Source organism: Arthrobacter sp. AL12 (assembly GCF_029960645.1).
Taxonomy (GTDB): Bacteria; Actinomycetota; Actinomycetes; order Actinomycetales; family Micrococcaceae; genus Arthrobacter.
In genome coordinates, this window is the sequence record NZ_JASBQY010000005.1 from 166813 (window position 1) to 180675 (window position 13863).

Annotated in this window: 11 protein-coding genes, 1 pseudogene and 2 riboswitches; of the genes and pseudogenes, 4 read left to right on the forward strand and 8 right to left on the reverse strand. The window is 66.0% G+C overall.

Annotated elements, in window-relative coordinates:
• Window positions 1-9 precede the first annotated feature (9 nt).
• Complete coding sequence (locus QK291_RS08275; protein WP_282380745.1) at window positions 10-1494, reverse strand: CoA-acylating methylmalonate-semialdehyde dehydrogenase; 1485 nt, start codon at window positions 1492-1494, stop codon at window positions 10-12.
• Between the two features lie 58 nt (window positions 1495-1552).
• Window positions 1553-2455, reverse strand: a complete 903-nt coding sequence (gene mmsB / locus QK291_RS08280) for a 3-hydroxyisobutyrate dehydrogenase (RefSeq protein WP_282380747.1) — start codon at window positions 2453-2455, stop codon at window positions 1553-1555.
• A 159-nt stretch (window positions 2456-2614) separates the two neighbouring features.
• Here mmsB and QK291_RS08285 point away from each other — a divergent pair, with 159 nt between their 5' ends.
• Complete coding sequence (locus QK291_RS08285) at window positions 2615-3514, forward strand: LysR family transcriptional regulator (RefSeq protein ID WP_282380849.1); 900 nt, start codon at window positions 2615-2617, stop codon at window positions 3512-3514.
• 258 nt (window positions 3515-3772) lie between these two features.
• Here QK291_RS08285 and QK291_RS08290 read toward each other — a convergent pair whose 3' ends face one another.
• From QK291_RS08290 to QK291_RS08305, 4 genes are all read right to left on the reverse strand, one after another.
• Window positions 3773-5155, reverse strand: coding sequence for an MFS transporter (locus tag QK291_RS08290; RefSeq protein ID WP_282380749.1), 1383 nt, complete (start codon window positions 5153-5155; stop codon window positions 3773-3775).
• A gap of 162 nt (window positions 5156-5317) precedes the next feature.
• Entirely contained in the window at window positions 5318-5857 is a 540-nt protein-coding gene (locus tag QK291_RS08295; protein WP_282380751.1) for a DinB family protein, read from the reverse strand.
• A 101-nt stretch (window positions 5858-5958) separates the two neighbouring features.
• The gene (locus QK291_RS08300) at window positions 5959-7149 is read right to left on the reverse strand and encodes a homoserine O-acetyltransferase (protein ID WP_282380753.1); all 1191 of its coding nucleotides are present in this window, start codon (window positions 7147-7149) and stop codon (window positions 5959-5961) included.
• Window positions 7150-7160: 11 nt separating this feature from the next.
• A riboswitch (SAM riboswitch) is annotated at window positions 7161-7276 on the reverse strand.
• Window positions 7277-7412: 136 nt separating this feature from the next.
• Window positions 7413-8729, reverse strand: a complete 1317-nt coding sequence (locus tag QK291_RS08305; protein WP_282380755.1) for a bifunctional o-acetylhomoserine/o-acetylserine sulfhydrylase — start codon at window positions 8727-8729, stop codon at window positions 7413-7415.
• A 64-nt stretch (window positions 8730-8793) separates the two neighbouring features.
• Window positions 8794-8909, reverse strand: a riboswitch (SAM riboswitch).
• 212 nt (window positions 8910-9121) lie between these two features.
• On the opposite strand from QK291_RS08305, the gene QK291_RS08310 reads away from it, so the two are divergent.
• Window positions 9122-9760 carry a VOC family protein gene (locus QK291_RS08310; protein WP_282380757.1) on the forward strand — a complete coding sequence of 213 codons (639 nt, stop codon included), beginning with the start codon at window positions 9122-9124 and terminating at the stop codon, window positions 9758-9760.
• A gap of 117 nt (window positions 9761-9877) precedes the next feature.
• Here the strand turns inward: QK291_RS08310 and QK291_RS08315 are convergent, their stop codons facing one another.
• Window positions 9878-10660 carry a CPBP family intramembrane glutamic endopeptidase gene (locus QK291_RS08315; RefSeq protein WP_282380759.1) on the reverse strand — a complete coding sequence of 261 codons (783 nt, stop codon included), beginning with the start codon at window positions 10658-10660 and terminating at the stop codon, window positions 9878-9880.
• 63 nt (window positions 10661-10723) lie between these two features.
• Between QK291_RS08315 and QK291_RS08320 the strand changes: the two genes are divergently transcribed.
• Both QK291_RS08320 and QK291_RS08325 read left to right on the forward strand, forming a co-directional pair.
• Window positions 10724-11404 (forward strand): histidine phosphatase family protein, encoded by a 681-nt coding sequence (locus QK291_RS08320; protein WP_282380761.1) that lies wholly within the window; start codon window positions 10724-10726, stop codon window positions 11402-11404.
• Between the two features lie 338 nt (window positions 11405-11742).
• On the forward strand, window positions 11743-12834 hold the full coding sequence (locus QK291_RS08325) for a type I restriction endonuclease (RefSeq protein ID WP_282380764.1): 1092 nt from the start codon (window positions 11743-11745) through the stop codon (window positions 12832-12834).
• Window positions 12835-13088: 254 nt separating this feature from the next.
• Here the strand turns inward: QK291_RS08325 and QK291_RS08330 are convergent.
• A pseudogene (locus tag QK291_RS08330) lies at window positions 13089-13810 on the reverse strand (AAA family ATPase).
• Window positions 13811-13863 lie beyond the last annotated feature (53 nt).

Here is a 13863-nt window from a genome sequence, read left to right on the forward strand (position 1 = left end):
CCGCTTGGCCTAGTCGACCTGGGGGAAGCCGAGGTCGATCACCGAGGTGGACGGGTCCGGCCAGCGGGTGGTGACGACCTTGCCGCGGGTGTAGAAGCGGATGCTCTCCGGGCCGTACATGTGGGTGTCGCCAAAGAGCGAGTTCTTCCAGCCGCCGAAGGAGAAGGTTCCCACCGGCACCGGGATCGGCACGTTGACGCCCACCATGCCGGCCTCGACGTCGAACTCGAACTGCCGGGCGGCGCCGCCGTCGCGGGTGAAGATCGCCACGCCGTTGCCGAACTCGTTGTCGTTGACGAGCTTGACGGCGTCGGCGTAGGTCTCGACGCGGACCACGGACAGGACCGGGCCGAAGATCTCGTCGTCGTAGACCTTCATGCCGGGCTTGACGTGGTCAACGAGGCTGACACCGATGAAGAAGCCGTCGGAGTCGAACTTCTGCTCCCGGCCGTCCACCACCACGGTGGCGCCTTCCTGGGCCGCGCCGGCGACATAGGAGGCGACCTTGTCGCGGTGCTCGGCGGTGATCAGCGGGCCCATCTGCGACTCCGGGTCGGTCCCGGGGCCGATCTTCAGGGTGCCCATCCGGGTGGTGATGGCCCCAACGAGTTCATCGGCGATGTTCCCGACGGCGACCAGGACACTGACGGCCATGCAGCGCTCGCCGGCGGAGCCGTACGCGGCGGACACGGCAGCGTCGGCGGCCATGTTCAGGTCCGCGTCCGGCAGGACCACCATGTGGTTCTTTGCCCCACCCAGGGCCTGCACCCGCTTGCCGTGGTCGGCGGCGCGCTTGTAGATGGACTGGGCGATCGGCGTCGACCCGACGAAGCTGATGGCCTTGACGTCCGGGTGTTCGAGGAGCACGTCGACGGCTTCCTTGTCGCCGTGGACGACATTGAGGACACCGGCGGGAAGGCCGGCCTCGGCGAAGACCTGCGCGATGAAGAGGGCCGAGGACGGGTCCTTTTCGCTGGGCTTGAGAAGCACGGTGTTGCCGCAGGCCAGGGCGCTGCCGATCATCCACAGCGGCACCATGGCCGGGAAGTTGAACGGCGTGACGCAGGCAACCACACCGACCGGCTGGCGCACGGAGTGGACGTCGACGCCGCTGGCCACCTGCTCGGAGCGCTCGCCCTTGAGGGCGTGGGACAGCCCGGTGGCGAACTCGATGTTCTCCAGGCCGCGGGTGATCTCGCCCTCGGCGTCGGAGAGGACCTTGCCGTGTTCGCTGGTCAGCAGGGCGGCGAGTTCGGGCCGGCGCTGCATCAGCAGTTCGCGGACCTTGAAGAAGATGTTGGTGCGCTTGCCGAGGCTGGTGGCGCGCCAGGCGGGCAGGGCAGCGCGGGCGGCCTGGATGGCCTCCTCGACGCGGGCGGCGGAGGCCAGGGCGACCTCTTTCTCCTGCTCGCCGGTGGCCGGGTTGAAGACGGGGCCGTAGCGCTCGGCGTCGGAAACCAGGGCGCCGTTGATGAAGTGCGGTATGCGTTCCATGGGGGGTCTCTTTCCTGTGGTGCAGGTTCAGGGGCGCAGCCGGCTGCGGGGCAGGTGGCTACTTGGAGGTGTCGAGGGTGCCGTCGACCAGCTTGACGATGGCGGAGCAGTCCATGCCGGCGTTGCCGGAATCGATGAGGCGCTGGAAGAGCTGCTGGACGTGCTCGCCGATTTCCAGCGGGGTGCCGGTGTCCCGTGCCGCGCTGATGGCCAGTCCGATGTCCTTGTTGGCCAGCTCGGTGGTGAAGGTCGGGGCGAAGTCGTTGTTGGAGGCCGCGGTGGGGACCACGCCGGCGACCGGGTACCAGGTGCGCAGGGCCCAGCTGTCACCGGAGGACACGGATGCGATGTCCCAGAAGACCTGCTTGTCCAGCCCCAGCCGGTCCGCCAGCACGGCGCCTTCCGCGGTCGAGGCGAGGTTGATGAAGAGCATGAGGTTGTTGCATATTTTCGCGGCCTGGCCCGTGGTGGCGCCGCCGGTGGGAATGATGTTGGCCGCCATCGGCTTGATGTATTCCGTCGCCTCGGCCACGGCACCTGTCTCGCCGCCGATCATGAAGGTCAGGGTGGCGGCCTTCGCGCCGCTCATCCCGCCGGAGACGGGGGCGTCGACAAAACGGAAGCCGGCGGCAGCGGCGGCGTCGTGCAGGGCCTGGGCGGAGGCGATGTCGATCGTGGAGGAATCCACCAGCAGCGTGCGCGTGTCGGCGTGGGCCAGGACGCCGTCCTCGCCAAGGTAGACGGCGCGGGCGTGCTCGCCCTTGGGGAGCATCGAGAAGACGACGTCGGCGCCGTCGACCGCTTCGGCGATGCTTCCGGCGGGCTTGACGCCGCCGGCGACGGCGGCGGCAACGGCCTCGGCGTTCAGGTCGAATCCGCGGACGTCGTGGCCGGCCTTGACCAGGTTCACCGACATGGACCCGCCCATGTTCCCCAGTCCGATCCAAGCGATTACTGCCATGGCATAAGCTCCTTTGCTATGCGTCCTGCGCGTGATCCGGCTGATCGCCGGATGTTCCGTGTCAAGCATCACACCCTGCTACAGTGCAATCAAGGGAAAAAACTACAGATAGTATGTGCATGGATGCACATACCTGATTCCAGAGGAGTTCTCGTGGACTTGCGGCGGCTTCCAAGTCCGGACGACCTGCTGATCCTGCTGACCGTGGCACGGCTGGGCAGGTTCAATGCGGTGGCGGAGACCCTCGGGACCACGCACACCACCATCTCCCGCCGGATCCTGGCGCTGGACAAACAGCTGGGCGGACGCACGCTGGAGCGGAGCCCGCACGGCTGGGAACTGACGGACCTGGGCCAGGACGCGGTGGCGGCCGCCGAGGCGATCGAGGGTACCCTCGGTGCGCTCACGAACCGGATCGCGCACTCCGAGGATATGCTCTCCGGACTGGTCCGGATCAGCACCCCGGACGGCTTCGGCGCCGAATTCGTCGCACCGGCGCTCGTCCGGCTGCAGCAGGGCCATCCGCAGCTCAATGTCGAGATGCTCAGCGCCACCCGGAAGGTCAGCCAGAACCGGTCCGGGGTGGATCTTGAGGTGGTGGTGGGCAATCTGGACATCAGCAATGCGCAGACCATCTTCCTGTCCAACTACTTCCTCCGGCTGTACGCCAGCCCGCAGTACGCCCGCGACCACGGCCTGCCGGTGACGCTCGACGACGTCCGGCGGCACGGCTTTGTCTCCTACGTGGAGTCGGCGCTGCAGGTCGCCGAACTGGGCCACCGCTCCACCCAGCTTCCCGTGCCGCGCTCCAGTTTCCAGGCCACCAGCATCTTTGCCCAGCTCGAGGCTGTCCGGCGGGGCGCCGGGATCGGCCTGCTGCCGAACTTCCTGGCGGTCGGCGACCCTAGTTTCCTGCCGGTGCTGCCCGACGACTTCCAGCGGCAGCTGCCGATCTGGGCGGTGGCCCGCGCGGAATCGCTGCGCTCGGCCCCCGTGCAGGCCGTCCTCGCAGCGGTCCGGACCGAAATTTCCGACCGCCAGGACGTCCTGGCAGGCTGAGCCGTCCTGGCAGGCTGAGCCGTCCTGGCAGGCTGAGCCGTCCTGGCAGCCTGAGCCGTCCTGGCAGCCTGAGCCGTCCTGGCAGGCTGAGCCGCGCCAACGGCAGGCTGAGCCGTCCTGGCAGGCTGAGCCGTCCTGGCAGGCTGAGCCGCGCCAACGGCAGGCTGAGCCGCGCCAACGGCAGCAGCCCGGCCCCTGCGTTGCGGGGACCGGGCTGTTGCCGGTTCTCATGACCTTCTTGCGGTTACTTCTTGCCTGTTACCTTTTGCTTGCAGCCAAGAGGTCCGCGGTGCCCTGGGCATCGGCGGCGTCGATGTCGTGCAGTGAGACGCCGCGGGTCTCCTTCAGGAAGAACACCGCCACCAAGGTGACCATGCAGGCGCCCAGGAGGTAGATGGCCACGGGCGTGGAGGACTTGAACTGGCTCAACAAGGCGACGGCGATGATCGGGGCCATCGAACCGGCCACGATCGAGGTGACCTGGTAGCCCAGGGAGACCCCGGAGTAGCGCATCCGGGTCGGGAACATCTCGGCCATGATGGCCGGCTGGCCGGCGTACATCAGGGCGTGGAAGAGCAGACCGATCGTGATAGCTGCGAGGATGATGAGGTCGTTTTTGGTGTCCATCATCGGGAAGGCGAAGAAGCCCCAGGTGCCGCCGAGGATGGCGCCGGCCATGTAGACCGGTTTGCGGCCGAAGTGGTCGGACATGCGGCCGACCATCGGTATCACGGCGAAGTGGATTGCGTGCGCCACGAGCAGCAGCAGCAGGATCCGCGAGGTGTCCGTCTGGACGATCACCTTCAGGTACGTGATGGAGAAGGTGACCACGAGGTAGTAGAGGATGTTCTCCGCGAAGCGCAGGCCCATGGCAGTGAAGACGCCGCGGGGGTAGCGGCGGAAGACTTCGGCGACGCCGTAGCCCTTGTTCTCGATGGTGACTTCCTTCTGGGCCTCCAGGAAGATCGGGGCGTCCGTGACCTTGGTCCGGATGTAGTAGCCCACCAGCACGATCACGGCGGAGAGCCAGAAGGCCACGCGCCAGCCCCAGCTGAGGAAGTCGGCGGAAGACAGGGTGGCGGAAAGGGTGAACAGCACGCCGGTGGCGAGCAGGTTGCCCAGCGGAACGGCCGACTGCGGCCACGCGGACCAGAAGCCGCGGGACTTGCTCGGGCTGTGCTCGGCGACGAGGAGGACTGCGCCGCCCCATTCACCGCCCACGGCAAAGCCCTGGGCGAAACGCAGGAACACGAGGAGGGCCGGTGCCCAGTAGCCGATCTGCTGGAAGGTCGGGAGGCAGCCCATCAGGAAGGTGGAGACACCGACCAGGATGATGCTGAGCTGGAGCAGCTGCTTGCGGCCGAACTTGTCGCCGAAATGGCCAAAGACGATGCCGCCGATCGGGCGGGCAACGAAACCAACGGCGTAGGTCAGGAAGGCGGCGATGATGCCGTCCAGTTCCGTGCCGGAGTTGGGGAAAAAGATCTTGCCGAACACAAGGGTGGCGGCCGAGGCGTAGAGGAAGAACTCATACCATTCGACAACGGTGCCGGCCATGGAGGCCGTTACCACCTTCTTCAGTCCGGACGACTTGACGTCTTCCTCTTCCGGGCGCCTCGCGGCGGCGTTGTGTGTACTCATTTCGACTCCTTCGGTGTCTCCGTCGACACCCTATGGACCTCTGGGCAATGGACGCCTGTGATCTGTGACACGCGGCATCATTCTCAACGAGTATGGACGCTCCCGCCCAGAGCCTCAACGGCCATTAGTGCAGAGCGTATCTGCAAAATTGCACAAGTGGCCTCATTCTCCGGTGCTTCCGTCCACGGATTCGCGCAGGAGATCGGCATGGCCGTTGTGCCGCGCATACTCCTCGATCATGTGGCACAGGATCCAGCGGAGGCTGGGTGCCTGGCCGTCGGGCCAGGTACGCCTGGCCAGCGAGTCCAGCCCGCCGCCGGCCAGGGCTTGGGCCACGAGGGAGCGCGAGCGCCCGACAGCGTCCTGCCAGCGTGCACGGAGTTCGGCGGCGGAGTCCCCCGCGGCTGAGTGAAAGTCCCAGTCCGGGTGTGCCTCCCAGTCCACCGTGTTCCATGGCGGCTGCCGGTCCTGTCCGTGCAGCGAGTGGGAGAACCAGCTGTCCTCCACACAGGTCATATGCTTCAGCAGCCCGCCGAGGGTCACGGTGGAGGCGGCGGTTTTCGCGTTGAGGCCTTCGGCATCGAGGCCGGCGCACTTCCACTCGAGGGTTGCCCGTTGGTAGTCGAGGAAGCCTAGGAGCGTGGCGGCCTCGCCGGCTGCGACGGGAGGTTCCGGACGTCCCTGGTCATCGATGATGGTCATGCGCCGTGAGCCTACCGGCGGACTCGCCGCAGAGGAAGCCCGGGGCCGGACGCTCTTCTGCCGGACCGGCGTCGGTCCCGCAGAGGACCAGCCGAAGTGGTCTAGCCGAAGAAGTGCCGCCGGAGCTGGCTGTTGAGCTGGCCGATCTCGGTCAGGAAACCGTCGTGGCCGATCGGCGCCTCGATGGTGTGCACGGCGACGTCGCCCGGCAGGGCAGCGGCGAGCGCGTGGGACTGGGCCGGGAAGTACAGCCGGTCCGAGTCGACGGCCGCCAGCAGGAACTCTGCCGTGGCCGGAGCCAGCGCCTCGGCGAGGGGACCGCGTCCCCGGCTGATGTCATGGCTCATGAGCGCTTCGGTGATGGCGATGTAGCTGTTCGCGTCGAAGCGGCGGACCAGTTTGTTGCCTTGGTGGTCCAGGTAGCTCTCCACCTGGTAGCGGCCCCGCCCGGCGAGGGATCCGGCTTCCAGCGGGGCCTCGGAGTCCTGGGCGTTCCGGCCGAAGCGTCCGTCCAGTTCCGCGGCCGAGCGGTAGGTGATGTGCGCAATCCGCCGGGCCAGGGCCAGGCCGGCCTCGGGTTCCGGCCCTCCGTAGTAGTCCCCGCCGTTGAAGTTGGGGTCCTGCCGGATGGCGAGGGTCTGCGCCTGGGCGAAAGCGATCTGTTCGGCGGTGCTGCTGGCGCCGACCGAAATCACGCCGCAGCGCCGGACCCGGTCCGGGTAGCTGACGGCCCATTCCAGGGCGCGCGCCCCGCCCAGGGAACCGCCGAGCACGGCGTACCAGTTCCGGATGCCCAGGGCGTCCGCGAGCCTGGCTTCGGCCCCGGTCGTGTCCCGCAGCGTGACGAGCGGGAACCGTGAGCCCCAAGGCTTTCCGTCGGGCGCCGGCGTCGAGGGTCCCGTGGAGCCGTAGCAGCCGCCGAGGATGTTGATCGAGACGACGAAGTACCTGTCCGTGTCCACCGGGGCACCGGGGCCGGCGAGCTGCTCCCACCAGCCCGGCTCCTCGCTGGCGCCGCGCGTGACGTGGGTGTCCCCCGTCAGCGCATGCTCGATCAGCACGGCATTGGACCGGTCCGCGTTAAGGGTCCCCCAGGTCTCGTAGCCGAGGGTGACATCCGGCAGCCGGGCGCCGGATTCGAGCTCGAGGTCACCGATCCGGAGGTACCGGACCGTTCCGTCCGGGACAGCGTCCTGGACGGAACCGCCTGGCGCCGCGTCCCCCGGGGCCGGGACATGCGGGTGGGAGGTCTTGCTTACAGGTACACCCTTGCGGGTGACGGCAATCGTCATGTGAGGACCTAACTTCGCGCTTGCCCGCCGTCAGCTGACCGGCGGGCCAGGTCTTCACCCGGGGCACCCCGCCGCAAAAGGAGGGTTGCCGGCCAGCAAGCCGGGGCTGTCGCTGGCACTCATGACCTTCCCTGAGTCTACGAAACGCGGCAGCCCGGTGGCGAAGATTGTGACGAACTTATGACTCGCCGTGCTGTTCCCGGCGTGATCCAGAGTCCCGGCGCCCAGGCCACGGGGGCCGGCACGCCGGGCGTCCGGCGTGTTCACTCGGTTTTGGCCGCGCGGAATCCGGCGTCGAGATCGGCGAGGATGTCATCGATGTGCTCCAGGCCCACGGAAAGCCGGACGAGGCCGGGGTTCACCCCGGCGATGGTCTGCTGTTCCGGGGACAGCTGGCTGTGGGTGGTCGACGCCGGGTGGATGACCAGCGAGCGCACGTCGCCGATGTTGGCCACGTGCGAGTGCAGCTCGAGGGCGTCGACGAAGCGCTTGCCCGCCTCGGCTCCCCCGGCGATGTTGAAGGCGACGACGGCGCCGGTCCCCTTCGGTCCGTACTTGCGGCCGCGCTCGTACCAGGGGCTGGAGGGCAGCCCCGCGTAGGCGACGGATTCGACGTCGTCCCTCGCCTCGAGCCATTCGGCCACCCTAACGGCGTTGGCCACGTGCCGCTCCACGCGCAGGCTCAGGGTCTCGAGGCCCTGGGCGATAAGGAAGGCGTTGAACGGGGAGACCGCCGAGCCGAGGTCGCGCAGCAGCTGGACGCGCGCCTTAAGGATGTAGGAGAGGTTGGCGCCGAGGGCGCCGTCCTTGCCGAGGTCCCGGGCATAGACCAGACCGTTGTAGGTGGGGTCGGGGGTGTTGAAGCCGGGGAAGCGCTCCGGGTCCTTGCCGAAGTCGAAGTTCCCGGAATCCACGATCACGCCCGCGATTGCGGTGCCGTGGCCGCCGAGATATTTGGTGGCGGAGTGCACCACGATGTCCGCACCCCATTCGATCGGGCGGATAAGGTACGGCGTGGAGAGCGTGTTGTCCACGATCAGCGGGACCCCGGCCTCGTGTGCCACCTGCGAGATGCCTTCGATGTCCAACACGTCCTGGCGCGGGTTGGAGACCACTTCGCCGAAGAACAGCTTGGTGTTGGGCTGCACGGCGTCGCGCCACTGGGCCAGATTGTCCGGGTCCTCCACGAACGTCACGGAGATGCCGAACTTCTTCAGGGTGTGCGCCAGCAGGTTGTAGGTGCCGCCGTAGAGGCTGGGGCTGGCCACCACATGGTCGCCGACCTCGGCGACGTTCAGGATCGCGAGAGTTTCCGCGGCCTGCCCGGAGCTCAGAAGCAGGGCCGCGAGTCCGCCCTCCAGGCTGGCAACCCGCTGTTCCACGGCGTCCTGGGTGGGGTTGCCGATCCGGGTGTAGATGGGGGCGAGTTCAGCGAGGGCAAAGCGGTTGGCGGCGCTTTCCGCGCTGGGGAAGACGAACGACGTCGTCTGGTAGATCGGCAGCGACCGGGCGCCGGTGGCACTGTCCGGCTCCTGGCCGGCGTGGATCTGGCGGGTTTCGAAGGACCAGGCTCTGGACATCGGGACACTCCTTAGGGGACCGGGCACATGCTGCACCGGAGCCCCTTGGCCCGGGTCAGCAGTGGCGCCGCGCTTGCCCTCCGGCGAATGCCGGACGGCCAGGTCTTCACCCGGGGCACCCCACCGCGTGACGAGGGTTGCCGGCCAGCAAGCCGGGGCTGTGTGCTGGCACTCATGACCTGACCCCAGTCTAGGAACCGGTTCCGGGCTCTGGATAGCTTTGTGACGAAGATGAAGTCGCTTATCCGGGGGTCCGCATGGGGTCCGTATGGCCCTTCCGCTCCATACTGCGATAAGGCATACTGCCCGGCATAGAGCCCCAAGAGTGACGTCCTACCTCGGTTAGGAGAACCTAAGCTGAGAGGGGCATCACAAAGTGTCAAGATGAGGGCATGCGCATGGATCACGTCTCTTACGCCTGTGAACAAGATGGCCTCGCTGCCACCACCGAACGAATTGCGTCTGCCCTCGGCGTTGAAGCCGTGAAGGGCGGAGTACATCCCAGATTCGGGACCCGCAACATGATTATCCCGCTCGCGGGACACAAGTATGTCGAGGTCGTGGAGGTCCTGAACCACCCCGCGTCCGACAAGGCCCCCTTCGGCCAGGCCGTCCGCGCCCGCTCCGAAGCAGGCGGCGGCTGGATGGGCTGGTGCGTCGAAGTTGACGACCTCGCCCCGTTCGAGGAGCGGCTCGGCCGCGCCGCCGTCAACGGCAACCGCAAGTTCCCGGACGGCCGCGAACTGGTCTGGAAGCAGATCGGCATCCTGGGGCTCATCGCCGACCCCCAGGTCCCCTACATGCTCAAATGGGAAGGCGATCCGGACCTCCACCCGTCCAAGGCCTACGAGAGCGACGTTAAGATGTCCGCCCTCACGATCGCCGGCTCGGCGGAGCGTGTCACCGAATGGCTCGGTGTTCCGGTCGAGAAGCCCCTGGAAGACGTGGCCGTGAACTGGCTCGCCCCCCGCGGGACACCCGGCATCCTCTCCGTCACGTTCGAGACGGCCTCCGGAGCCGTCACCATCTAACGCCTCACCGCTCCACACTTCGGCCGCCATCAGCGGGTGCCAACGACGTCACCCACCGATGGCGGCCGATACTTTTAAGCCCCGCCCCGGGGCTCCGTTTCCAGGGGCAACACGGGGTCAGCCTAGGCCGATGGACTTGCCAAAGAGACTGAAACCGACGAACGCGACGACGTCCAGCACGGCGTGCGCAATCACCAGCGGCATCAGGCGCCGGGTCTTTGTGTAGACGAGCGCGAAGATGACGCCCATGATGGCGTTGCCGATGAACGGCCCGAAGCCCTGGTACAGGTGGTAGCTGCCGCGCAGCATCGAACTGGCAAAGATCGCCAGGGGCAGGCTCCAGCCGAGCTTGGGGAGCCGGTCCAGCAGGTAACCCACCACGATCACCTCCTCCACGATCCCGTGCCGGATCGCGGAGAGGACCAGCACTGGCACCGTCCACCAGTAGGAATCCAGCGCGCTGGGGATGATCGCCGTCGTAATGCCCAGCGCCCGTCCCGCGGCGTAGAGGCCCAGTGACGGGATGCCGATCAGCGCCGCCAGGCCGAATCCCTGCAGCAGGTCCCGGCCGGGGCGGGCGAAATTCAGACCCAGCTTCTGGAACGCCGAGGCGCCGCGGCTGCCGCCTCCAGCCAGGCCGGACGTCCGGTGGTCAGTGAGGAAATAGAGCGCCAGGACCACCGGCACCAGGGCGAAGAAGATGTCCAGCAACTGGTAGGTGAGATCGAAGTATTCGCGGGTGCTTTGCGAGCGGTTCAGGGTGGAGGTGCCCTCCGCCAGCGGGGCCCGGGTCAGCTTGTCCAGCAACTGCACGACCGAGTACACAGCGGACTGCCCCAGGGACAGGCCCAGGACGATCCAGACTTCTAGCCGCAGGCGGCGGCGGGAGGGAACGAGCATGTTCCTATCTTGCCCGGTCTTGGCTTCCCGGCCCTACCGGCGTTCACGCCTATGCTGGGGTTTATGACTGCGCCCGGGAAAATCATCATGATCCGGCACGGCCAGTCCGCGGCCAACGCCGACACCTCGATCTACAACCGGGTGCCCGATTACCGGATTCCGCTGACCGAGCTCGGCGTGGAACAGGCCCGGGCCGCCGGCGAGCAGGTCCGGCGGCTGCTGGACGGCCGCCAGGTGTGCGTGTACGTCTCCCCTTATCTGCGGGCCTACCAGACCCTGGAGGCGCTCAATCTCGGCCCGCTGGTGGAGCGGGTGATCGAGGAGCCGCGGCTGCGGGAGCAGGACTGGGCCAACTTCCAGATCGCCGGGGAGATCGAAGACCAAAAGGAACTCCGGAACGCCTATGGCCACTTCTTCTACCGCTTCCGGGAAGGCGAGTCGGGCTCGGACGTCTATGACCGGATCTCCTCCTTTATGGAGACCCTGTACCGGCACTGGTCCAGGCCCGACTACGCCCCCAACGCACTGTTTGTCACCCACGGGCTCACCATGCGGCTGTTCTGCATGCGCTGGTTCCACTGGTCTGTGGAGTACTTCGAGTCGCTCAACAACCCGGACAACGCCGAGGTCCGCACGCTGTACCGCAGCGGGGAGGGCAAGTACGAGCTGGACAAGCCGTTCAGCCAGTGGGAGGCCCGGCGCGTCGATGAGACGGTGCTGGATGCCCCGCCGATGTTTTTCTAGCCGGCGAGCCAGGAGCATGTGCCGCTCCGACAGTGGGTGGCCGGGAGCCCCGCTGTCGGCCAATTGAGGCGAGGTACTCAGGGTAGATCCTGGCTGTTATCCACCGAATCCTTGCCCCTGAGTCCGTGCTTGAGCGTCGAGTTGCGGCCGCCAATCCGGCTTGCAGACGGCAAGAAAGAGAGTCCAGGCGACGCGATTCTTCGGAACGGAAAACTCACGCGAAACCATTAGCCTCTCCGAATCCACTTTCCGCCTGGCAGGAAACAAAGGTTGCCTCAAATTGTCATACCAGTGGACTACGGTTGGCAGAACTATTGGTTTTATTTTCAGGGGGACGCATGGAATTTTCAGAAAAACTCACAGCGTTGGCAGCAAAGGTGCGCCAGCAGCGCGGAGTGATTGAGACCGAAGAGGCCACAAAGAATGCCTTCGTCATGCCCTTCATTTCCACGATCCTGGGCTACGACGTCTTCAACCCGATGGAGGTTGTACCGGAATTCATTGCGGACGTAGGTCTCAAGAAGGGTGAGAAGGTCGACTACGCCATCGTCAAGGACGGCGAAATCCAAATTCTGATCGAATGCAAGAAGTCGACGGAGCCGGTAAAGATCGAACACGCTTCACAGCTTTTTCGGTACTTCGCCGTGACCAATGCCAGGATCGCAATCCTCACCAACGGTGAGATCTACCAGTTCTTCACAGATCTTGACGCCCCAAACAAAATGGACTCAAAACCGTTCTTGGTCCTGGACCTGAACGACATCGACGACTCACTCATCCCGGAGCTTCGGAAATTGTCCAAGGACGTCTTCGACCTGGACTCCATCATCAGTGCTGCCGGAGAACTAAAGTACATCGGCGAACTCAAGAGGACTCTGGCCGCCCAGTTTCACGAGCCGGAAGACGAATGGGTCAAGTTTCTGACCGCCCGAGTGTACTCCGGGGCCTACACGCAAAAGGTGCGCGAACAATTCAGCACATTGGTGACCAAAGCGACGAAGCAGTTCCTGAACGACCAGGTCAATGAGCGCCTCAAGAAAGCTCTGGCGTCGCCCGGTTTTGCACAAAATGATGAAGCTGCTCTCGCGGCATCGGTCACCAGCGCGCCGGTCGCCGATGCCGATCTTGCCGCAGCAGACGGCATCGTGACGACACTGGAGGAACTAGAGGGCTACCAGATCGTCCGGGCCATCGTGTGCAGCGAGGTCAAACCCTCGCGAGTTGCTCAGCGAGATTCCAAGTCCTACTTCGCGGTTTTGCTGGACGACAACAACCGGAAGCCGATCACGCGACTGCACTTCAACCGCACGCAGAAATACATTGGGATCTTCGGCCCGGACAAAGAGGAAACCAGAGTACCGATCGACTCCCTGGAAGAGATCTACGAGCACACCGAAGCGCTGCGCGCTACAGTCGCAAGCTACTTGTGAGCGCACCGCCCGAATCTGAATTCGCTGGCTCCCCCTGACGGAGGACTGAACCGGATGCCCTCCCGCTCCAGTAGCAAGGCCCGCCGGAATGACGCCGTGCGGGGCCCCGGCTTCCTCAGCCAGACGAAAGCGCCAGACCAATCGAGCAGCCATCGTCTACTTCGCGGCGCCTGGTGCGAGTACGGGCAGCCCGAAGAACTAGCACCGGGATTCGATCCGCATGCCGGACACCTGCCGAGCCGCTCCCCGCCGGATCAGAGGTGTCGAAGATACCGGTCCGGCGCGTCCAGGAACGACCGCAGGTTCGTGACTAGATCCAGATCTTGCCAGTTCCGGTGCCGCAGCCCCCACGGTCCTACTTCCAGAATCTGCGCTCCGGGGAGGGCGGCCAGCACCGGTGAGTGGGTGGAGAGGATGACCTGGGAATCGCCCGTGGCGAGAAGATCCTTCAGGACGGCCAGCAGGGTGAGACACCCCGTGAAGGACAGCGCGGATTCTGGTTCGTCCAGCACCCACAGCCCGGGCCCCGGAACCGGCCGACCGCCAGCTCCAGGAACGATTCGCCGTGGGACATGTCATGGAACGGGATGTCAGGACCGGACAGGCTCGGGTTCTTTTCGAGGTAGGTAAAGAAGCCATGCATGGTTTCCGCACGGAGAAAATAGCCCCGTCGCGTGGCACCGGCGTTCCGGACAAGCTGCAGGTGATCGGCGAGCAGCGATTCCGTTGACCTGGTGGTGTGCCGTGCGCCCGTTGACCCGCCTTCGGCAGACAACCCGTAGGCCAGGGCAATGGCTTCCACGAGAGTGGATTTTCCTGACCCGTTTTCGCCGACCAGGACGGTGGCCGGTGTCAGGTCGAGCCCCTGGTCCAGGATCTGGGCCACAGGAGGCAGCGACGCCGGCCACCGCCGGCGGTCCAGGACGTTGCCGGGATCCTCTGCCAGCCGCCGGACCGGATATTTGTGGAGGGCCATCCGCCCATTCTTGCAGGCAGCCCGTCTGATCCAGGGACATCGTCGCGGCCCCT